General features: G+C 43.5%; 33 protein-coding genes. 4 read left to right on the plus strand and 29 right to left on the minus strand.

Annotation, left to right across the window (positions count from 1 at the left end):
• Positions 1–233: 233 nt before the first annotated feature.
• The 6 genes from A3849_RS28305 to A3849_RS28330 all read right to left on the minus strand — a co-directional run bounded on the left by A3849_RS28305 (position 234) and on the right by A3849_RS28330 (position 3,081).
• The gene (locus A3849_RS28305; protein WP_074114420.1) at positions 234–626 is read right to left on the minus strand and encodes a hypothetical protein; all 393 of its coding nucleotides are present in this window, start codon (positions 624–626) and stop codon (positions 234–236) included.
• A 15-nt stretch (positions 627–641) separates the two neighbouring features.
• A complete protein-coding gene (locus A3849_RS28310) occupies positions 642–1,004 on the minus strand; it encodes a YopX family protein (RefSeq protein ID WP_074114421.1) in 363 nt (120 codons plus the stop codon).
• A 35-nt stretch (positions 1,005–1,039) separates the two neighbouring features.
• Entirely contained in the window at positions 1,040–1,426 is a 387-nt protein-coding gene (locus A3849_RS28315) for a hypothetical protein (protein WP_074114422.1), read from the minus strand.
• Between the two features lie 193 nt (positions 1,427–1,619).
• Positions 1,620–2,369, minus strand: coding sequence for a hypothetical protein (locus A3849_RS28320; protein ID WP_074114423.1), 750 nt, complete (start codon positions 2,367–2,369; stop codon positions 1,620–1,622).
• Entirely contained in the window at positions 2,366–2,611 is a 246-nt protein-coding gene (locus A3849_RS28325; protein ID WP_074114424.1) for a hypothetical protein, read from the minus strand. The genes A3849_RS28320 and A3849_RS28325 overlap by 4 nt, the downstream gene beginning before the upstream one ends.
• The gene (locus A3849_RS28330; protein WP_074114425.1) at positions 2,608–3,081 is read right to left on the minus strand and encodes a class I SAM-dependent methyltransferase; all 474 of its coding nucleotides are present in this window, start codon (positions 3,079–3,081) and stop codon (positions 2,608–2,610) included. The genes A3849_RS28325 and A3849_RS28330 overlap by 4 nt, the downstream gene beginning before the upstream one ends.
• 179 nt (positions 3,082–3,260) lie before the next feature.
• Here A3849_RS28330 and A3849_RS28335 point away from each other — a divergent pair, with 179 nt between their 5' ends.
• Together A3849_RS28335 and A3849_RS28340 are read left to right on the plus strand one after the other, a co-directional pair.
• Positions 3,261–3,617 (plus strand): hypothetical protein, encoded by a 357-nt coding sequence (locus tag A3849_RS28335; protein ID WP_074084750.1) that lies wholly within the window; start codon positions 3,261–3,263, stop codon positions 3,615–3,617.
• Between the two features lie 173 nt (positions 3,618–3,790).
• On the plus strand, positions 3,791–4,039 hold the full coding sequence (locus tag A3849_RS28340; RefSeq protein WP_074084749.1) for a DUF3951 domain-containing protein: 249 nt from the start codon (positions 3,791–3,793) through the stop codon (positions 4,037–4,039).
• Positions 4,040–4,101: 62 nt separating this feature from the next.
• Here A3849_RS28340 and A3849_RS28345 read toward each other — a convergent pair whose 3' ends face one another.
• The 11 genes from A3849_RS28345 to A3849_RS28395 form a co-directional block, all read right to left on the minus strand.
• Positions 4,102–4,476, minus strand: a complete 375-nt coding sequence (locus tag A3849_RS28345; protein ID WP_074114426.1) for a hypothetical protein — start codon at positions 4,474–4,476, stop codon at positions 4,102–4,104.
• Between the two features lie 176 nt (positions 4,477–4,652).
• Positions 4,653–5,162: a hypothetical protein gene (locus tag A3849_RS28350; RefSeq protein ID WP_074114427.1), complete on the minus strand. Its 510-nt coding sequence runs from the start codon at positions 5,160–5,162 to the stop codon at positions 4,653–4,655.
• Positions 5,159–5,596: an ASCH domain-containing protein gene (locus A3849_RS28355; RefSeq protein ID WP_074114428.1), complete on the minus strand. Its 438-nt coding sequence runs from the start codon at positions 5,594–5,596 to the stop codon at positions 5,159–5,161. The genes A3849_RS28350 and A3849_RS28355 overlap by 4 nt, the downstream gene beginning before the upstream one ends.
• Positions 5,597–5,610: 14 nt before the next feature.
• Positions 5,611–6,042, minus strand: coding sequence for a YopX family protein (locus A3849_RS28360; RefSeq protein WP_074114429.1), 432 nt, complete (start codon positions 6,040–6,042; stop codon positions 5,611–5,613).
• Between the two features lie 5 nt (positions 6,043–6,047).
• Positions 6,048–6,335 (minus strand): hypothetical protein, encoded by a 288-nt coding sequence (locus A3849_RS28365; protein ID WP_074114430.1) that lies wholly within the window; start codon positions 6,333–6,335, stop codon positions 6,048–6,050.
• A 442-nt stretch (positions 6,336–6,777) separates the two neighbouring features.
• Complete coding sequence (locus tag A3849_RS28375; RefSeq protein WP_218619273.1) at positions 6,778–7,404, minus strand: DNA methyltransferase; 627 nt, start codon at positions 7,402–7,404, stop codon at positions 6,778–6,780.
• 175 nt (positions 7,405–7,579) lie between these two features.
• Positions 7,580–7,843 (minus strand): LexA family protein, encoded by a 264-nt coding sequence (locus tag A3849_RS28380; protein WP_074114432.1) that lies wholly within the window; start codon positions 7,841–7,843, stop codon positions 7,580–7,582.
• Between the two features lie 31 nt (positions 7,844–7,874).
• Positions 7,875–8,180 carry a hypothetical protein gene (locus A3849_RS28385; protein WP_074114433.1) on the minus strand — a complete coding sequence of 102 codons (306 nt, stop codon included), beginning with the start codon at positions 8,178–8,180 and terminating at the stop codon, positions 7,875–7,877.
• Between the two features lie 12 nt (positions 8,181–8,192).
• Positions 8,193–8,873, minus strand: a complete 681-nt coding sequence (locus A3849_RS28390; protein ID WP_074114434.1) for an HNH endonuclease — start codon at positions 8,871–8,873, stop codon at positions 8,193–8,195.
• 72 nt (positions 8,874–8,945) lie between these two features.
• Positions 8,946–9,119, minus strand: a complete 174-nt coding sequence (locus A3849_RS33190) for a hypothetical protein (protein WP_178382830.1) — start codon at positions 9,117–9,119, stop codon at positions 8,946–8,948.
• Positions 9,120–9,139: 20 nt separating this feature from the next.
• Complete coding sequence (locus A3849_RS28395) at positions 9,140–9,343, minus strand: hypothetical protein (RefSeq protein WP_074114435.1); 204 nt, start codon at positions 9,341–9,343, stop codon at positions 9,140–9,142.
• A gap of 157 nt (positions 9,344–9,500) precedes the next feature.
• On the opposite strand from A3849_RS28395, the gene A3849_RS28400 reads away from it, so the two are divergent.
• Positions 9,501–9,722: a helix-turn-helix domain-containing protein gene (locus tag A3849_RS28400; RefSeq protein WP_074114436.1), complete on the plus strand. Its 222-nt coding sequence runs from the start codon at positions 9,501–9,503 to the stop codon at positions 9,720–9,722.
• A 5-nt stretch (positions 9,723–9,727) separates the two neighbouring features.
• Here the strand turns inward: A3849_RS28400 and A3849_RS28405 are convergent, their stop codons facing one another.
• The 12 genes from A3849_RS28405 to A3849_RS28455 all read right to left on the minus strand — a co-directional run bounded on the left by A3849_RS28405 (position 9,728) and on the right by A3849_RS28455 (position 16,361).
• The gene (locus A3849_RS28405; protein ID WP_074114437.1) at positions 9,728–9,913 is read right to left on the minus strand and encodes a hypothetical protein; all 186 of its coding nucleotides are present in this window, start codon (positions 9,911–9,913) and stop codon (positions 9,728–9,730) included.
• Positions 9,914–9,915: 2 nt separating this feature from the next.
• A complete protein-coding gene (locus A3849_RS28410) occupies positions 9,916–10,221 on the minus strand; it encodes a hypothetical protein (RefSeq protein ID WP_143191923.1) in 306 nt (101 codons plus the stop codon).
• An 82-nt stretch (positions 10,222–10,303) separates the two neighbouring features.
• Positions 10,304–11,431, minus strand: coding sequence for a DNA polymerase III subunit beta (dnaN, locus tag A3849_RS28415; protein ID WP_074114438.1), 1,128 nt, complete (start codon positions 11,429–11,431; stop codon positions 10,304–10,306).
• On the minus strand, positions 11,428–12,372 hold the full coding sequence (locus A3849_RS28420; protein WP_256701047.1) for an ATP-binding protein: 945 nt from the start codon (positions 12,370–12,372) through the stop codon (positions 11,428–11,430). Before A3849_RS28420 ends, dnaN begins: the two co-directional genes overlap by 4 nt.
• 9 nt (positions 12,373–12,381) lie before the next feature.
• Positions 12,382–13,374, minus strand: a complete 993-nt coding sequence (locus tag A3849_RS28425; protein WP_074114440.1) for a phage replisome organizer N-terminal domain-containing protein — start codon at positions 13,372–13,374, stop codon at positions 12,382–12,384.
• A gap of 112 nt (positions 13,375–13,486) precedes the next feature.
• Positions 13,487–13,849 carry a hypothetical protein gene (locus A3849_RS28430; RefSeq protein ID WP_074114441.1) on the minus strand — a complete coding sequence of 121 codons (363 nt, stop codon included), beginning with the start codon at positions 13,847–13,849 and terminating at the stop codon, positions 13,487–13,489.
• A gap of 5 nt (positions 13,850–13,854) precedes the next feature.
• Positions 13,855–14,001 carry a hypothetical protein gene (locus tag A3849_RS33195; RefSeq protein ID WP_178382831.1) on the minus strand — a complete coding sequence of 49 codons (147 nt, stop codon included), beginning with the start codon at positions 13,999–14,001 and terminating at the stop codon, positions 13,855–13,857.
• A complete protein-coding gene (locus A3849_RS28435) occupies positions 14,001–14,444 on the minus strand; it encodes an ORF6C domain-containing protein (RefSeq protein WP_074114442.1) in 444 nt (147 codons plus the stop codon). The genes A3849_RS33195 and A3849_RS28435 overlap by 1 nt, the downstream gene beginning before the upstream one ends.
• A complete protein-coding gene (locus A3849_RS28440) occupies positions 14,422–15,564 on the minus strand; it encodes a ParB N-terminal domain-containing protein (RefSeq protein ID WP_074114443.1) in 1,143 nt (380 codons plus the stop codon). The genes A3849_RS28435 and A3849_RS28440 overlap by 23 nt, the downstream gene beginning before the upstream one ends.
• Before the next feature lie 15 nt (positions 15,565–15,579).
• Positions 15,580–15,786: a hypothetical protein gene (locus A3849_RS28445; protein WP_074114444.1), complete on the minus strand. Its 207-nt coding sequence runs from the start codon at positions 15,784–15,786 to the stop codon at positions 15,580–15,582.
• A 38-nt stretch (positions 15,787–15,824) separates the two neighbouring features.
• Positions 15,825–16,118, minus strand: a complete 294-nt coding sequence (locus tag A3849_RS28450; protein WP_074114445.1) for a helix-turn-helix domain-containing protein — start codon at positions 16,116–16,118, stop codon at positions 15,825–15,827.
• Positions 16,119–16,361 carry a helix-turn-helix domain-containing protein gene (locus A3849_RS28455; protein WP_074114446.1) on the minus strand — a complete coding sequence of 81 codons (243 nt, stop codon included), beginning with the start codon at positions 16,359–16,361 and terminating at the stop codon, positions 16,119–16,121. It abuts the gene before it with no gap.
• A gap of 241 nt (positions 16,362–16,602) precedes the next feature.
• Between A3849_RS28455 and A3849_RS28460 the strand changes: the two genes are divergently transcribed.
• Positions 16,603–17,013, plus strand: coding sequence for a helix-turn-helix domain-containing protein (locus tag A3849_RS28460; RefSeq protein ID WP_074114447.1), 411 nt, complete (start codon positions 16,603–16,605; stop codon positions 17,011–17,013).
• Positions 17,014–17,094: the final 81 nt, after the last annotated feature.

Below are 17,094 nucleotides of genomic sequence, written 5' to 3' on the forward strand. Positions count from 1 at the left end.
GTTTCAAGATTGATAAAAACTTTTGACTATTTAATTAAGCTAAATGAGGAATCCGATAAAAAAGAGAAAGAAAAAAGTCAAAAAATCGAAAGAATACGTGAAGAGCGTTTGAATTCAAAATATAAAAGAAAGTAATCAATATTAACTTTTGCTGGGGCTGATGGGGTAACCCTCTTCAGCCTCACTGCACTGGGATTATTTGTTCGCTATTCGATGTCCTGACGGCCAATGTGTTAATTTCGTATCAATAACGTCATGTCGTACCCAGATTCAACGAACTGCACTGTCAACTTCCGGTTTATATCGTTTCCCAACTGATCGTAAATTTCGTACATTTCATCTTTGGTGAAGTTAGTACCCAACAACTCATTAAAACTTCTTAGAACCCGCAGCGCCCAATACTTGTTTAAGCTCTTAGCGATCGGCCGCGACACCCAGGCAAACATTTTGCACTTGAAGTCCAATTCCGAACGAACATCGACTAAACGAAAGTAGACGTTATTTTTAGGTTCTAAGATAATTTCGTTACTGCGATTTACAAATGACTTCGGGAACACTTGTAGTGCCTGAGCAATGATATTGGTTAGTCCCTCATCAGCAGATGATTTAATTTCTGTGCTGCTCATATCCTCTTCTCCCCCTTATACCTCTAGTAGTTCCGGATTCTCAAATATCGAACCTATGACTTCATTCGTACCTGTCTCCGTGAACAGGTAATCTCCGTTATCGCCTCTCTCTACGCACCATGAACCGTCTACCATTTTTACTACACCAGTAATGTTTAAGTCGATCGTGCACCCAATAGAAAAGTCTTCATGCTTGACGATATCCCCTGCATATATCTTCCGGCCGTCTTTGTCGTTCAAGCCAGTGTATTGCTGGAAAATGAATCTTTCTTGTCCGTTCTTTTCGATATCAGACACCCGACTCTCTAAAACGCGAGAATGGCTCATAAACTGCTTTTCTTCTGTATCCCACATCCGTAATTCGATTTTGTCGTCCATCGTGTATCCTCTCCCTTTGGGGTCTGGCCCCTGAATTACAATTTCACAACATCGCACATTTTTACTGGCTTGACAGTGTACGAGACTGAATACTCTCGCTCATATTCAATTTCTGAACCACAGCTCCCGCATTCCATCTTGTCGCTATCTGCACTCAATTCCCATGCGTCTCCTTGCTCATGACCACAGTAAGGGCAGATCAGTTCGTCGCCACACTCTTCGTCAGGCTCTTGATTAATAGTTATTTCTTCTACGCCTAAGACTTTTGCCTGAAGGCTTTTACCGCAGCACCGATATGTTTTGCCGTTGATCTCAAATGTTTCTCCGAATTCAGGTTCTACCTCTACTTCTTTCACAAGTTCCATCAGGTCATAATTGTCATCCCAGAAATGATTCCGATCATAAATTCTGATTTGCCACATGTGTCTATGCCCCCTTATAAGTTAAGTACAGCCAAACTACTGATCTGTTCGATCTCCGATATTCACTTCAAATGTTCCTATCAAACCTTCACAATAGCAGCAGTTTAACTGGAATTTTCTCAGGTGCTTTGGTGAACTATGGATTGCTGCCGGCGGCGTTACCGTCATCTTCGCTCCGCAGGTGCATACTACGTTAATCGACACTTGCATCCGGTGTGCCCTCCTTGGGTGCTGGGGCTGCTGGAATCGTGAGTGGCGTCCAGTGAGTGTGATATCCCGGCCAGTCTACATCTATTGGAGTTCCACAGTATGGAGGCTCACAAACCGGAAACTCCCACCAGAGCACATCCCCAAAATCTTCGTGCCATTCGTCAATATGCCTTGCGATAATCTCCGGTGTATCCACCTGGGTAGCCTTGCCGCCATAATCTGCCCATATGGTTTGTATCAGCACTCTTAATATCTGCTGACTCAGGTCCGGGCCTAAATCATTAGTCCACTGTTTTAGCTGCGGGCCAGTGAAACTTCCATCCCCTTTAATGAAAGCCCATGACTCATTTATGGCCCTTGGAAATTTAACATCAATATAGTCAGGTGAGGGTGCTGGGGTATCTGGGTAAAGGGTGGACATGGCTTGTTCAAGAATTCCGTACATCATCGGAGCTGCGGAATCTCCACTCTGCCATAGGTGGTATTCGTTCATTGCCATTTCGATAGTTTCTTTCAGTGTCTTGGCTTTTTGGAGCCAGTAGGGAAGGGCTTCACGACATTCAGCAGCAAACACAGCCTCTCCTTCTCGTTCAAACTCTGCTATTGGGCGGCACCCTTCTTCAGTCAACCTGTCGTATTCTTCCAGACGGTTGCCGTTGTTGAACCATTGTTCGCCTTCCTGTGCCTCGCACATCTCCATATCATTTTGCCAGTCCCGGGGTGTTTTGGTCATTGGGGGTCACTCTCCTTGGTCAATTGCGGCTCATCGCAATAGCATTCACTCTCGATCTCTCCGCATCCATGACATACTTTTTCAATATCCCAGCCGAGAAATTCATACTCAGTGGTGACAGAATACTCTTGATGGCATCTGTCACACTCTATCGTATGGGTTCCTTCTTCCCACTCGGCATGTGAGTCATCTACATCCGTTCCACAGTAAGGGCATGATTGAGTCTTAACGAGTGTGGTCATTGGGGGTGTACCTCCTCAAATTTCATAAATACCAACCAGTGCGTTTTACTGCGTTTATTTCCGAATAGTGGCTTGTACCCGATGGCTTTCAGGACTTCACTCAGAGACACTTGATCCTCGTTCCACTTGAAAATTAATGTACCGTTTGGTTTAAGAACCCGCATGCACTCAGTAAATCCTTGTCTAATGTCGAACTGCCACATTTCATTCAACTTTCCGTACTTCTTGGCCAACCACGATTCTTCTCCGGCTTTAACCAAATGTGGGGGGTCGAATACGACCAAGTAAAATGATTCATCTTCAAACGGCATTGCTCGAAAGTCTGCAACAACGTCTGGGCTAACATTCAGAGTGCGACCATCGCACAAAACGTCTGACAGTTCACGATTGTCCATGTATATGGTGTCTGGCTGCTGCTTGTCGAACCAGAACATTCGGCTTCCGCAGCAAGCGTCTAAAATTATCGCCATGGTTATATCCTCCTTGTTATAGGGGAGAGCCGGGTATCGGCCCCCACTTCGTTGGGTTTTTCGGTCGTATCGGTGGCCTATCGTCCTGGTATATAATTTTATAAGAGAAAAAGTAGGACCTATTGAAATACAGTGCTCAATATAATAATTTGGAAGCGAAGAAAGGACAGTATATACATATGGAAGATGTATCTAATGTAGAGAAATTGGAATCAATAAGATCTTTGCAATCTACAATCAAAAAACTCGAGAACGCCTTGTCCCAGATGACTCAAAATGGCGCAAATACAACCCTAGTAAAGAAACGACTCAATGCTGTTTACATCGGCTTAGCTATTCTAGAAAACATCTGGAATCAAAAACCTCATCAATACACACATGAAGATTTAGTAGAGGCCCGAAAAGTTCTTATTGGTTTAACCCCGTCAGTTGAGAACAGTTATGCTAAGTCAAAGATCGGTAGTCCACAAAGAACGCTTTTAGAAAGAAGACTTAAAGCGTTGGAACTAGTTGTTCAAGCAATTAACGAACTATAGTCTAATAACTTGAAAGCGATAGGAGAAACGTATCCTGCTTTCTTCGCAGTATGCGTCAACGGCCCGGTACTCTCGTACTGTTCAAATCTCGGTCGAATGAATAGCACTCAGCAACCTTGCAACTTGAAAATATTAACATTCAAATATAAAATCAAACAAAGGCGGTGTTAACAATGAACTTAGTACAATACTTGTTGTTTGGAGCATTCGGTTTTTTCAATATCTTATTAGGTTTCATCCTCGTCAAGGCATTAATCACAAGAAAATTACCAAGTAATAATTACACTCCGTTTGACTACATCACGGCCCAATCTCCTGTTGAGTTTCACGACGAGAAAAAAGATATAGAAGAAAATGCTGACCATGGTGATGATAAGGACAAAAACATCATTTCGTTATCAAAGCGAATTTCTCTTCCCTAATACGCAATATGCGTCTACTACTTCCTTACTTGGCTTAGTACCATATAAGCAGCCTCTGCCCTCTATCTGGGGTCGATCGGCGCTTCTCTGTACCGGATTGGTGCGAAATCACAAATAGTTTCATCGCCTGTCAGACAGCCTATCAAGGCGCTGCATCGGTTCCAATGTAGGCATGATCCGCAGGTTTTTCCTTCCGGAATAATATTGTCCGGTTGAGGCATCGGTGGAGCTACCTGTCGGCTTCCTGTAGTTCTGCATTTCACCTTCCGAACGAAATCCCCAAAGGTCACATCTGGTAGACAATCGCTGTATTCGAGAAAATAGTTGTACTTAGCTGCACCGGCAGTTTCTGCGTCCCGTGTCTCAATCAGAATTTTCCCAAAGAATTCAGCAGGGTTCAGCAACTCGAAGGTTTTGATCATCTGTACCTGTGTCATGGCTGAGCCTCCTTACGTAATGGGCACCATTTGGGACTTGTCGCGCGGCGTTCTGTGCTTTTAATCCATGTTCCCAAAAAAACCGCCGATTCTTTTTTCTGGATGATGGCAGGAGTCGTACTTTCGGACATGTTCTTGTCTAAAATGCGAGCAATCTTTGCATTTAGGAACATTTGTCATGATTCCTTAGCTCCTTCCCCAACCACGAACGTCTTATCGCAAGGCACACACAGTCTCATATATGTCTTTGTTGGATTCTCTATGGTGTTTCCGCTACCGCATATTGGGCATGCCGGGTTTTCATCTGCCAATGCTCCCAACATTTCGTATACTACTGATGGGCCTGATACATATACATGCTTTCCTCGTATCTCTTTGATCCCCTCGGTTAGCCGGGCTATGGTCTGCTGTGCCTCTGCCAACTCGTTGTTTTTATCAATAAATTCATCGCGCCATTGCTTCGCTTCTTCTATCCACTCTTTTACTTCTTGTTGTGCCTCTTCTAAAGCAACCTGATAAAAATCAATAATTCCGAGTAAGCACGCTCTGTCTCCATGGACAGAACCGGGTTTTACATCTAATTCATTCCAGAAAATTTCCTTATCCATTCGAAGGTGCTTATCTTTGATGGACTGTAATCTCGTGGAGTCAATTCCCGGTAAGGAAACTTTTCCTGCTTCACTCATAACGGCTGTGCCCCTTCCCACTCCCACAAACTGAGCTTGCCTTTGGCCGGGACCGGCTCCGATAGCTGCTTTACGTCCGCCAGTTCCCAGGCATAACGACCCTGAGAAAAATCCCCGAACCAGATTTCATCACCTTGAACAATTGAATCATCAGACAATACTGCAATACTACCGTTGTCTTCCTCGACCTGATAGGGAAATACCATTGTTGCAGTCGCCAGGACGGCACCGGTAGGCAGGTTGTCCGCTGTGTACCCGTGCCGGGCCAGCGCCGCCTTTATCTCCGGTACCTCACAGGCGGCCTTGTCTATCCTCTTCCCGGCGTGTATGGCTATCTCTCCCCGGTGCTTCGTGGACCAGCCGCGGGTTTCGAATTGCTTTTCCCCGATGGCGATCAGTGTCGCCCAGGGCTGTTTAATGGTTATGGCCTTCATGCCTTCGCCGCCTCTCACCCGAACAGTTCCGGGTTTTCATAGATGTTGCCGAGTCGCTGAGAGAACGGAATCCATGAATGCTCCCGGTCAAATTCAGCAGCTTCTCCCAGTCTCATGAATCCATCTGGGAAGCTATTTGAAATTAAGAGGAACTCGCATATTTGGAATTTCACTTCGCATATAACAGTTCCGATATCTTCACACTCAAACCGAATAATATCTCCGTCAGCAATCTCAACTTCATCTTCATTAAACGGATCATCGTAGACACCGGTATATAACATCAATTCAAAATCCGACAGCCGCAGCTTATGGAAGCCTCTGCCGTCCATTTTCAAGTAAACACCCAATACCTTGACTTCAAAATTGATCATTTCCAGCTTTTCAGGCTCAATCATGACACCCAGCGGCTTATACCAGGCGCGGTATTTCGGTTGTCTGCTCATACTGGTTATGCCTCCCCTTCATCTTCAAAACAGTCCTGTACCAAGTCATACAAAGGTATTGCTTCCCACGAAAAGTCCGTTGTGATCTTTACCGACAAATGCGGATCGTCATTTATGAATTCAATCCGTGCATTACCGCCTGTTTCATCGTCAAAGATAAATTCAAATCCGTTGTCAACCTGCTGCAGGTCCCGGTCTTCGATACTGTAGCTACGACTCAGTGCTGACCTCACTGTTTGCTTAGCAACATCAGCCAGTGCGCCGTTTAACCAAATAATCAATACATTTTCCATGCTTATCAGCTCCTTTATAGGGGGAGAGGGCCTGGGCCCTCCCGTTTAATAGATTCCGGTTTCTGTACAATCGTGGTACTCATTGCGACGCCCTTTTAACTTCTTGAACCCATGTTTTTGTCCAAAGGAATCAGCAGGAAAGTAACCAACCCGGATGAATGGGAACTTCCAGCCGTAGGACCAGTAATAATGATGAATCCGGTGGAACCCGGAGATAAACTGTAGCAACCTGAACTTTGCAGCCTTTGACTTACGCTTCTTTAATTGGGTCATGCGTTGCGTTCTCTCCTTATAGGGGCTATGCCCTCAAAATAGTGTCAACTGCATATTGCGAATACGATTTTCCCCGCCTGCCGCCCAATACGGGTCTTTTTCAATCACGATGTAATCCCGCCCGGTTCGCGCTGACGCTACAGCCGTTGTGCAGCTCCCTCCGCAGTTATCAAGCACAAGCCCCCCCCTGGTTGGTATAGGTCTGTATCAGGTACTCACAGAGTGGCACCGGCTTTTGATTGGGGTGTATTCGCTCCGGGTCATCGTTGTTGACGACCGGGTAATATAGAACGCTGCGTGGGTACCTTTCGGTAGATCCAGCATCGTTGCTCCATGGGACGCCATCACCGTATACCGTTGATTTGTGGTTATTGGTCGCTGCATGCATGGGCTTGTGCCCCTGGCTCATTTGCGGGTTATAGATCGGCGGACGTTTGTAAAATACCAGGATGTTTTCGTGAGCTTGCAACGGCATGAGTGATTTGTTGAGGTGGCCGGTTGCCTTGTTCTTTTCCCAAATCCAATCGTATTTGTAGAGCCTGAGATTGCTGCAGGCCAGGATTTTATCAAATGGCGCCTTTGCAAACAGTAGAATCGTTCCGTTATCCTTGATGATCCGTTCATACGCTGCCCACAACTGGTCAAACGGCAGGACCGAATCCCATGGGCTTTGTGTTGTGCCATAAGGGAGGTCCGTAAAGATCATGTCCACACTGGCGGTCTTGATTTGCGGGAAGACATCAAAGCAGTCAGCATTTATGATTTGATTCGGCTGTATGTTTCCTTGTTGGATCATCCAGGTGCCTCCCTCGTCAATTGCTCTGCTGCTGCATTTACTTCACCTACATGTCTATCCAATGCCTCTTGCCCGGGGCCGGGGTTACGTACACATTTCGGCCGGAGTGGGCAGCGCGGACAGTTTGATGTGTAGTTGTCTTGGCATATTCGCTTGGCTGCTGTGCTGAGCTCAGTCATTGGCTCAACCCCTTGTTTCTTGCCGCCTTAGATACCTGATTCATCCCTTTTCTTGTGAGTACTATTGTTCTTGACTGATACCTCTTCCAGCGCAGTATTTTCTTCTCTTCCAGTCGTTCGATAAAGGAATGAGTTGTCGATAATGACTTGTGGCCCATGGCTTCAGCAATCTCACGTAGAGTCGGCGGGAATTGACATTCAAAAGAGTAACTATCAATAAAGTCGATGATTTCCTGTTGCTTTCGGGATATTACCTTCATGCTCATCCTCCCGTTCGTAGTAATCAGTTAATTATTTTTCCGTTGTTACACGAACTTTCTTGGTATTTATTCCGGTCTTTCTCACCTGTTTCAACCATTCTGTTTCTCGTTTTTCGGCTATTTGATCAATCATGTCAATTAGGTTGATGCGAATATATTCGCGACAATCTCCTGCATTCACGCCACAAGTAACAGCTTCACTTGATATCCGAGCTAGTAGATGATCAACCTCTTCTAATTTACGAAATATATCTAATTCGTAAGATTCAAAAATAGGCACCAACTCACGTTTGTTTACAAGATCCCTTATATGTGCAGGATCACGAACCTTTGCCAAATAAAACCCTCCTTAATCATCGAAGTGCTCACCGTAGCTGTAAACCTTCGGTTCTTCCAGTGGTTTACCGAATACGTCTGCCATAAGAGTAGCGAATACTGCTATGTCTTTATCTTCAAAGGATTGAAGTAAGCGTAATTCCTTGGCCTTAAGGCTCCGTCCGGCAGCGGTTGAAAGAAGATCAACTACTGGCTTGATTTGGTTCTGGCGCTCTTGTTTCTCGCGCTCTTTCTGCTGCAGAGCGTTTTGCTTATGATTGAATTCTTCCCAGTCCTTTTCATCAAACCAGAAATGGTCACCATATTTGTCTCTGAACGCTGAAATCCAGAATTGCAGAAGTTCTTCGTTTGTCTGAATTTTATCGTGACATTCCCAGCAAAGGCGTAGACCATTTGTCTTTACTCCCCTACCCTTACGGCCACGCGGCATAACATGGTGAGTGGTTGTATCTGGTGCTGACTTGCAGCATTGGCAGAGTCCATTTGCTTCGGCTATGAGCTCTGCGGTGATATCATTAGTAAACTCACAGCGGTCTTTTGAACTTTGGCCTGGTTTGTGATGAGCAAGGAGATCCTTCTTCCATTCCGGAACTTCCTTTTTGGCTTTTGCTTTACTTTGCTTTTGAAGACTATTGTAGGTCTTCTTTTCTTTGACTTCCTTTACAGGTTTCCAGAATGTTTTGTGCTCTCCCATGCTCTTTTGCACCTCCTATGTATCTATTTTATGGCTATAACAATGTACTTCCGCCGCGCTGTTACTGCGGTTTTAAGATATCCGTTCCAAGTACCCCGCCTGTTCGAGTGTCGCGTAATGCCTTTCGCGCTCAGTTGCTGTGAAATGAATTGGCAATACGGTATGAGCAGCGTAGAATGCAATTGCTTCTCTGATTGCTTGTGGTTGATCATCTAATTCTGCAAGGTTGACCGTTTTTGTATTCATAGGAATTTCCTTTCTCTGGGTCAGGAAATTTTTCCTGAAGTGTATAGTTTCTCTGGCAAGTCAATGAACTTGTGATCAAACGTCACGCCCTTATCGATCCAAATATACAAACGACCCTTTCCCGCTTCTTCGAACGCCTTTGTATGCACCAGTCCAATAGGGTATGTGTAATTCGGCTGTAGTTCTTCTTTTACATAGGCCTCTAGTCGAGAAATTAAATCCACAGTCGTCCCTCCCATCCAAATCAGTTACTTAATTTCGTTATGTCGTATTTATATCTTCATTATAATTCCGTTATTTCGTATCGTCAACACAATAATTACGAAATTGCGGAATTACGTTTCATATGATAGAATCTACTCATTGGAGGTGGAAGAACGCATGGTTTCAATAATTCTTAATGTTCAAAAACTCATTGATGATCGAGGTTGGACTCAAAAGCAACTGGCTGAAAAAACGGGTATTCGTAGGGCTGCTGTAAGCGAAATTTGCAATAACATGCGAACCTCAATTAACCGTGAACATCTTGAGAAAATAGCTGAGGTTCTTGAATTGAAGGATATAAAAGAATTGATAGAGTTAAGGTTGGAGCAAGAGGAATAAATCCTCTATGCTCCTTTTGTTTTTCTGGTAGGTGTAACATGCGGCTTGCTGTTATGGTCCCAAAATGTATCTTCTGGAAGTTCACGGTATTTCTGTAGTTCTTCTTCGGATAAATAATAGCGTTCATATGTGCCGTATGGACTTTTGACAGTTTCAACTTCGCCTGGATCTAATACTTTCGGCTTCTCCATAGCTACTCCTTACCTTCAGGTAGAACAAGTATGTCATCGACTATTTGGAATTGCAGTTGATTAGGGACTTGTTCCGAGCCCCAGTGGCCGTTTTCCTTCAAAATATCTACCACCTTTTGAACATAAGATTCATCAGTGCTTATTACGAGATGAGTTTGTTCAGCCACCTTTCCATCAAGCTTCCGAAGTCTACCGATTTTCCATAGTAACCTTGAGAGATCGCTTTTTTCTCCTTCGTCCAGATATTCCTCGATGTCAGCATTTTTAATGACGGTAAACTTCATTTCCATTCCAGGGAGATCAATCATTTTCAACTTCCTTTCGTTTAGTTTTTCAATGGTTATACTTGGTTTAATCATTTATCGAAGTCGTTTCAGCAATAGATTAGAGTTAAATTTCTGTTCGATAAGGTTGTATGATGTACTTGCTGCCTTCACTTTCTTCGCCTCGGAATGTTACAGCTGTCATCTTGCCGGAATACTCGATCGTGACAATATCCGAATCGATGGCTTTGAGGAGATCAAAAATGTATTTGGCATTTAATGAAACTGTGAACGGTTCTCCCTTCAGTGATAGAAGTTGAAGATCCCTCTTTGCTTTACCCATTCCCTTGCCATTCCCCCGAATGGTCAATTCTGTTTTTGAAGCAATCAATCGAACTTGATTCTTTTTTTCTTCCTTTGCCAGCGTGTAAATCAGATCTAAGGATTTTGAAAATTCCTTTTTATTCACTTCAATAGATGATACCGTTTCTACTTTTGACAGCAGCCTTTCAATGTCGGGAAACCGTCCTTCAAGGACTCTTGAATAGAAAGTAAATCGATCCGTCTTAATGAAGACAACAAATACCTCGCCCGACTGCAGCTTTGAAAAGCCGAATTGAATTTCGTCTTTGTCATACAAAATTTTCCCCAGTTCAGAAAGTCCTTGCGCTTCAACAATGGCGTCCCCGAAGTCATTCACGGGCATTTGCCGCCGGGAAGAAGCGACTCTATTTCTATCTGTAGCTAGGAATTTAATCTGGTTATCGGAAAGCGAAATGTTTACACCTGTTATTTCAGGCATCTTCGTTTCTGTCGCTACCGAGAATGCTGTCTTTTTAATGAATTCCTTTAAGTCCTTTCCGAGCATCATTGTTGTTTCACCCCAGCTCACATCGGGAGGCTTAGGGAATTCTTCATGATCAAACCCCGATATTTCTATTTCTTCATTTTTGTTGAGGATTGTAATATCACAATTTTTACCGACATCAATTTCAATCTCACCAGTCAACTTACTGATCAACTCCAGCGCGATCTTCGGGAGAACGACTCCTCCTGGTCTAATGACCTGCACATGCTCTTCGGGAATATAGGACTGGATCATCGCTCGTTCACTAGCCCCTGTAATATTTATCCCATCATCAGTGGTCTGGATGAGGATGCCGGACAAAATCTCCATGACTGGCTTGGGTGATATAGCCTTGTCAGCGTCCGCAAGAGCCTCTGATAACAAGGAACTGTCTACAACTATCTTCATGCGTTATAACCCTCCCTGCGGCGATTTCTGCCGCCCACATGTAATGCCTTGACGAATGGTTCAATACGTTCCATGATGCGAGCAGCATTTATCTCATGTTGTCTACGATCCATTTGATTTTTGGAATCTCTTGCAGTTACGAAATAATTCGATAACTCCGATAATGTTAAATTCGAAGTAAAGATTGTTGGTTTGGTTTCCATTCTCATATTAAGCACTGGACTAAGTACACCATCCCTTGTCCATGAACTGGACTGCCCTGCACCTATATCATCCAATATCAGAATATCCACTTCCATCAACGCAGTTAACTTAGAGTGAACTTCATTGGTTGAAAATGATTCCTTTATTTCTTCCAGAAATTCAGGAACGTACACCAAAATCACTTCCTCACCCATCCCAGCCATTTCATTTGCAATTGCCCCAGCTACGCGACTCTTTCCGACCCCCATAGGGCCATAAAGATAAAGTCCTTTGCGTGTGACCCCTTTTTGGTATCCTGCACAAAAGTTAATGCATTCTGCAATAGCCAGCCTTCTTTGTGGGTCATTCTCCAGATCTTCAAAAGTAGCCTTGGCGATATGTGCCGGTATATGGTGACTCTTAATCCTTTTTTGGTTGGTTGCTTGTTTTTCAAAGGCCAATAACTTTAGGCATTTTCTCAGTCTGAAAATCAACATGGATTGCTTGTCGCTCACTTCCTCATGACTGTAATGCCCAGGGAATTCATTCAAGCAGCCATTAAGGCCGGGGCAAGATTGACAGTGGTCAAAGCATGCAATGTGGTTTCCTAGGCTGCTTAGATCCCTGTTAACGTCCACCATTTCGGGATATTCAGCCCTCAACCGCTGGACCTCGGGATGATCGCCTATTCGTTTTGTCAACTCAGCTTTCCTCTCAAAAAATCGGTCCGGCAAGATCCGTTTTATTTCTTCCCCCATGCTTCTCACTTACTCACCCCCGCGTTTGGACCTCATTTTCGCCAACATTTTTTGTATGTCTTCCTCGGTAGGGACATTGATTTGTTCCATTTCAGCTTGCTTAATATGTTCGCTTTTGATTTCTGGTTCATCTGCCTTACGCTTTGATTCTGCAGTATGAAGGTCATATATAACCCCACTGCAATAACTCAGGCTTTTAATCTCCGACTTACGATGCTGAGGCTTGAAATTATCAAAGGATTTCGTAATACCAGCAAGTGCGATGTGGATCGGCACCCCATCTGTAATGAGTTCTTCTATCGTGATCTCATCCTTCGCAGATATCTCTAATCCTTTTCCTCTTCGAGCCAGATAAAGATTGGCGACTTGTCTTCTGTAATCTAGTTCCTCAGCATTCCGGTAGGAATCGGCATCCCCGGCAAGAACGGCATCTTGGCTGTTTTGAACTGTTTCAATTTCTGTTGGATCGGTTTCCGTATTTCTGGAATCATAGTAGCAGCAGTTATCTTTTTCTTTATCTAGTTCTAAATCTACTTCTATTTCTATATCTGTTGCGTTACACTCCGTTACTGTAACGTTACTGTAACGTTTCTCTTCTTCCGGGAGAGCCAGGCCTTTCTTTTTGGCCCTGTGCTTCTGTACCCGTTCATTAGTTTGGATTCTAACCTTGTCCATTCCATCAACGTTTTGATGCTTCTCCCAGTTGGTTAGAAAGAAAACGCCATCGTCGGAAAGCTCGAACATCCCAAATTTCTGAAAAGTAGCTAATGCCATACGGATAGTCGATAAAGGGCGGTTTAGCATCGAAACAAGCATGTCCTCAGTGTAGGGGATAGTTTCGGTCAACATGATGTAACCACCCATGTTAGAACGTCCTGCAAGGGCTAACAACTTCACCCAAATAACAATGATGGTGTCAGCCTCAGGCATGGTTTCAATCAGTTTTATCTTCTCGTCATCAAACATCGTCACACTTAATTTGATCCATTTTATTTCAGCCATTTCTCCATTCAGACTCCTTCTCAAGGTATAAGTGGCTGTGAATTATTTATTCTGAGATTGACCACGAACAGTAATGTGTGATAATTTGTAAATGAGTTTTTAAAAATGCTACTTAAACGGCCGCGTCCCTCAACGTGGTCATTTTTACTTCAATCCCTTCGATCACCCCCTCTAAATCCCGAGTTACCTCCTCTAATTGTTCCTTAGATTGCTCTACAAGTTTTGGAATATCGCCAACAACTAGAATGTATTGCCGTAATGATCTGATTTTGATTTCCAACCGTCTTTTACGATCAAGTTCATCAATGATTGAGGTTTGATCTGGAGTTAGGTCCATTCTGACAAAATCTACTCGCAGTGTTCCATCGCTCAAACTATCATGTAATGTGGCAACTGCATCAAAGTAGGTTTCTCCCTCCTGCCACATTTCGAATTGCACTCCAGGGCAAATTACAGGCACGTTGAAATGTTTCATCCCCGTCACCCTTCCTTAGTTCTTAAGAAAGCGCGAAGCTCTGAAATTTCAGTCGATATTGCCGTATCCTTAATTCCGCGATTTTCAAAGGCCATCAGTTCATTCATTCGTTTCCAGGCTTCTCCGCGCTGTCGAAGTCTATCATTTGTCATCACAAGTAGTCCTCCGGTTGAAATTTTTGAACGAATTCAATCGCATCATCAAAATCAATTCGCCGTAAGTGGCTGTACTTTGCGACACTGAATTGCTCCTTCAACTTACTCCATATCATCCGCCGATACCGACCAACCATCTCCTTGAACTTCAGGTCTGAGTCTTTGAAGCGATGTTTTGTAAGTTCATTGGATCTCAATCTAACTGCCGCCTGCATTTGATCACATTCAGCATCGATAAGCGTAACGCTGTCGCGGACTTCTTGAACCATGATTTGGCATTCTTCAAATTTTTCGCTCACATCCAATTTCATTTCCTGCATGTTTTCGTGCATGGATTTCATTTCTTCAAACATCATCCGAACCGCAGTCCCTTGAGCCTCTGACTGCTTTAATTGATTTTCCAACATAGCCAGCATGTTACCTTGATTCATTAATGACATCTGCTTCTACCACCCGTCTGCCATTTACAGCTGGCCGCATTTGATCGATAAACGTCTGGAGCATGTCCAGACTCTCATTAAAACGTTTCTTTTCACTACTTGACGCCGAAGAAACGGACCCGAGGTTGAGAGTTGTAACCGCCGCCTTCTGAAGAAACTGCTTAACATGGATACATAACTGAACCGTATTTGAATCAGCCTCATAACGTAGCTTCTTTAACTGAGCCATTTTCTGTTGTTCATCCAGATCCTCGGGCTGCTGAAGTTTCAAAGCTTCCAGTTCTTCTTGGATTCTTTTGTAACCGGCATTGAGGTCATTCACTTTTTGAGTTTCGACTTCAATTTCCTTTTTCCACTTCGCGTCACGCTCTTTGAGAGCTTTCTCAGCCTCTTTATTCTTCTGAGCAATAAATACCTCATTCTCTTCTTGCTGGCGCTCTATGGCGGCGTTGACAGCCTCTTCCACTTGATCTGCGGGTATAGAGTCCTTAAATTGTTGTCGGAGAAGATCCTTTTCTCGCTCAGCTGCTTCAGCACGGTCATTCGCTTCTCTGGCCTCCCTCTCGGCTTCATCAAGGCGTTCTTTTGTTTTGACAAATGCCTTATGCGTGCTGATGAGTCCAGCATCAAGCCCTTCGATGATCTCTGGTGTGGCATTTTCAGCGATAAATTTCGCCTTATCATAATTCCGCCCAGACCCAAACCCTGATTTCTCAGCTACGATATCCCGAACCTGCCCCTTGCTACCCTCAGGAAAACTTTCCTTCTCAGGCGAAGTCATGCGCTCTTTCGCTTTCATCCGTTCCAACTCTTCGACCTTCTTTGCGAAGGCCATCCTTTCCGAATAGGTGAAATCCTTCCGATGTTCATTCTCGCTGATCTCCAGTTGGAGTTGGTGTGTATAATCGCGCACTTCCATGATACTGACCTCGACTTCTTCTCTTCCAAGGTGCTTGTGAGCTCGCAACCGCCGTTCTCCAGTGATTAATTGATAGTCTGGTGTTACGACTATGGGATTAATTAAGCCATTCTCTGCAATGTCCCGGGCCAGTTCTTCGATGCCCGAAAAGTCTTGTCGGATACGGTCTGCTACTTTGATTTTCTTTATATCAATGAGCAATGTAATTCTCCTTTCCTAAAGTACTGGTAAGCAATAATTCTCTACTCGGTTCAAGGTAACCCGGTGAGGTCTACTGTCGCGCTGCTGAAGCATTGTCTTTAACTCCAATACTTTCGCTCTGGCAAGACCAGCTTCTCTTAAAACGATCTTGTCACCTTCAACTAATCCAGCAGCTGTTACTCTTGATAGAGCTTCATAAGCAATTTGTAAATCTTGATTCAAATTGATTCTCCTTTCAGGTATAAAACTCTATGATTCGGTTATGATTGCAGGTAGTTTCGTTTTTCTTCCTCTCTTTTCCAGCGATCCAATGAAACTGTGCTGAATAGATATCTTGGATTTTTACTACCTTCCGCGCCATGAGTACGATGAGGTATTCTTTTGTTCTGGCAAAGCCTGCGTAAAGTGTATTCCGACATTTGAAGGTATTCACAAGCTTGTGTGAAGGTTAGAGTCTTGTCAGTAGCAGCAGACAAACGTTCCAGGATTCTTTTCTCTGCTTCTGCAACTTGGAATTGAACTATTTCGGCAATTGCCTTTTCAATAAGAGACATCTAAAGCCTCCTTTCACTTACCTCAAAACTTGTATTTCCGTCATTTTTTAGCGTGTTGAGATCCAATCCTACGCATACAGCCAGTTTTAAGATTGCATCTAAACTAGGAGAGTATCTTCCGTTTTCAATGTCAGAAATATAGTTGCGGGATAAATTCGTTATTGTTGAGACTTCAATTTGCTTAAGTTTCTTTTCCTTGCGCAGTTTTTTTATGGTAGCACCTAGCGCTTTTTTATCCAGCATACAATTCACCTCCCTGTGGAATAATTGTATAGTATTCACGACATATATTGAAACTCTAAATAAGCTCATTTTAGGCCATTTTTAATAGATGATAACGTAAAAGCTTTAAATATCATCACATATCACATAATAACTTGTATTTCCGTCATTAAAGTTATTGTATTTCCGACAATATGAATATATAATGTTAGTAATTGGTCGGTATAACCGACATAAAGAACGGTGAAAAGGAGTTATCCTGATGTCTATTGGTAAAAATATTAAAACAAATAGGAAGAAAGCTAAATTAACGCAAAAGGACCTTGCCGAGAAAGCAAAAATGTCCCGTTCTTACCTGGCTGATTTAGAAGCAGACAGATATAATCCTAGCGTTGATACTCTTAAATCCATCGCTGAAGCTCTGAACATCCAATCTCATGTTTTGATGGGAGAATCAAGCGAATTATCTGGTGCGCCAGAATGGGCCTCCTCAAAAGACAAGCGAGACTTTAAAACATTGCTTGAAGAAGATGCTCCAGTTATGTTTGACGGTGTGCCGATTAATGAAGAAGACAGAGAAAAAATTAAACGCGTAATGGAAGCAATGTTTTGGGATGCTAAGAAGGAAAACAAAGAAACATATGGACGCAAAAAGAAAAAAACTGATGAGTAGGGATGCTCATGGACCACACAATTGCAAATTGCGAAGCAGCTCAATATTGACATTTGGTTTGAAGATTTAGGTAGTGGAACG

Origin of the sequence: Paenibacillus sp. P46E, from assembly GCF_001909095.1 — a bacterium.
Taxonomy (GTDB): domain Bacteria; phylum Bacillota; class Bacilli; order Paenibacillales; family Paenibacillaceae; genus Paenibacillus_AQ; species Paenibacillus_AQ helianthi.

What these genes read in the sequence shown, in the direction of transcription:
- A3849_RS28305 (WP_074114420.1), bottom strand. Translation starts at nt 626, where the DNA reads ATGAGCAGCACAGAAATTAAATCATCTGCTGATGAGGGACTAACCAAT.
- A3849_RS28310 (WP_074114421.1), bottom strand. Translation starts at nt 1,004, where the DNA reads ATGGACGACAAAATCGAATTACGGATGTGGGATACAGAAGAAAAGCAG.
- A3849_RS28315 (WP_074114422.1), bottom strand. Translation starts at nt 1,426, where the DNA reads ATGTGGCAAATCAGAATTTATGATCGGAATCATTTCTGGGATGACAAT.
- A3849_RS28320 (WP_074114423.1), bottom strand. Translation starts at nt 2,369, where the DNA reads ATGACCAAAACACCCCGGGACTGGCAAAATGATATGGAGATGTGCGAG.
- A3849_RS28325 (WP_074114424.1), bottom strand. Translation starts at nt 2,611, where the DNA reads ATGACCACACTCGTTAAGACTCAATCATGCCCTTACTGTGGAACGGAT.
- A3849_RS28330 (WP_074114425.1), bottom strand. Translation starts at nt 3,081, where the DNA reads ATGGCGATAATTTTAGACGCTTGCTGCGGAAGCCGAATGTTCTGGTTC.
- A3849_RS28335 (WP_074084750.1), top strand. Translation starts at nt 3,261, where the DNA reads ATGGAAGATGTATCTAATGTAGAGAAATTGGAATCAATAAGATCTTTG.
- A3849_RS28340 (WP_074084749.1), top strand. Translation starts at nt 3,791, where the DNA reads ATGAACTTAGTACAATACTTGTTGTTTGGAGCATTCGGTTTTTTCAAT.
- A3849_RS28345 (WP_074114426.1), bottom strand. Translation starts at nt 4,476, where the DNA reads ATGACACAGGTACAGATGATCAAAACCTTCGAGTTGCTGAACCCTGCT.
- A3849_RS28350 (WP_074114427.1), bottom strand. Translation starts at nt 5,162, where the DNA reads ATGAGTGAAGCAGGAAAAGTTTCCTTACCGGGAATTGACTCCACGAGA.
- A3849_RS28355 (WP_074114428.1), bottom strand. Translation starts at nt 5,596, where the DNA reads ATGAAGGCCATAACCATTAAACAGCCCTGGGCGACACTGATCGCCATC.
- A3849_RS28360 (WP_074114429.1), bottom strand. Translation starts at nt 6,042, where the DNA reads ATGAGCAGACAACCGAAATACCGCGCCTGGTATAAGCCGCTGGGTGTC.
- A3849_RS28365 (WP_074114430.1), bottom strand. Translation starts at nt 6,335, where the DNA reads ATGGAAAATGTATTGATTATTTGGTTAAACGGCGCACTGGCTGATGTT.
- A3849_RS28375 (WP_218619273.1), bottom strand. Translation starts at nt 7,404, where the DNA reads ATGATCCAACAAGGAAACATACAGCCGAATCAAATCATAAATGCTGAC.
- A3849_RS28380 (WP_074114432.1), bottom strand. Translation starts at nt 7,843, where the DNA reads ATGAAGGTAATATCCCGAAAGCAACAGGAAATCATCGACTTTATTGAT.
- A3849_RS28390 (WP_074114434.1), bottom strand. Translation starts at nt 8,873, where the DNA reads ATGGGAGAGCACAAAACATTCTGGAAACCTGTAAAGGAAGTCAAAGAA.
- A3849_RS33190 (WP_178382830.1), bottom strand. Translation starts at nt 9,119, where the DNA reads ATGAATACAAAAACGGTCAACCTTGCAGAATTAGATGATCAACCACAA.
- A3849_RS28400 (WP_074114436.1), top strand. Translation starts at nt 9,501, where the DNA reads ATGGTTTCAATAATTCTTAATGTTCAAAAACTCATTGATGATCGAGGT.
- A3849_RS28405 (WP_074114437.1), bottom strand. Translation starts at nt 9,913, where the DNA reads ATGGAGAAGCCGAAAGTATTAGATCCAGGCGAAGTTGAAACTGTCAAA.
- A3849_RS28410 (WP_143191923.1), bottom strand. Translation starts at nt 10,221, where the DNA reads ATGATTGATCTCCCTGGAATGGAAATGAAGTTTACCGTCATTAAAAAT.
- dnaN (WP_074114438.1), bottom strand. Translation starts at nt 11,431, where the DNA reads ATGAAGATAGTTGTAGACAGTTCCTTGTTATCAGAGGCTCTTGCGGAC.
- A3849_RS28420 (WP_256701047.1), bottom strand. Translation starts at nt 12,372, where the DNA reads ATGGGGGAAGAAATAAAACGGATCTTGCCGGACCGATTTTTTGAGAGG.
- A3849_RS28425 (WP_074114440.1), bottom strand. Translation starts at nt 13,374, where the DNA reads ATGGCTGAAATAAAATGGATCAAATTAAGTGTGACGATGTTTGATGAC.
- A3849_RS28430 (WP_074114441.1), bottom strand. Translation starts at nt 13,849, where the DNA reads ATGAAACATTTCAACGTGCCTGTAATTTGCCCTGGAGTGCAATTCGAA.
- A3849_RS33195 (WP_178382831.1), bottom strand. Translation starts at nt 14,001, where the DNA reads ATGACAAATGATAGACTTCGACAGCGCGGAGAAGCCTGGAAACGAATG.
- A3849_RS28435 (WP_074114442.1), bottom strand. Translation starts at nt 14,444, where the DNA reads ATGTCATTAATGAATCAAGGTAACATGCTGGCTATGTTGGAAAATCAA.
- A3849_RS28450 (WP_074114445.1), bottom strand. Translation starts at nt 16,118, where the DNA reads ATGTCTCTTATTGAAAAGGCAATTGCCGAAATAGTTCAATTCCAAGTT.
- A3849_RS28455 (WP_074114446.1), bottom strand. Translation starts at nt 16,361, where the DNA reads ATGCTGGATAAAAAAGCGCTAGGTGCTACCATAAAAAAACTGCGCAAG.
- A3849_RS28460 (WP_074114447.1), top strand. Translation starts at nt 16,603, where the DNA reads ATGTCTATTGGTAAAAATATTAAAACAAATAGGAAGAAAGCTAAATTA.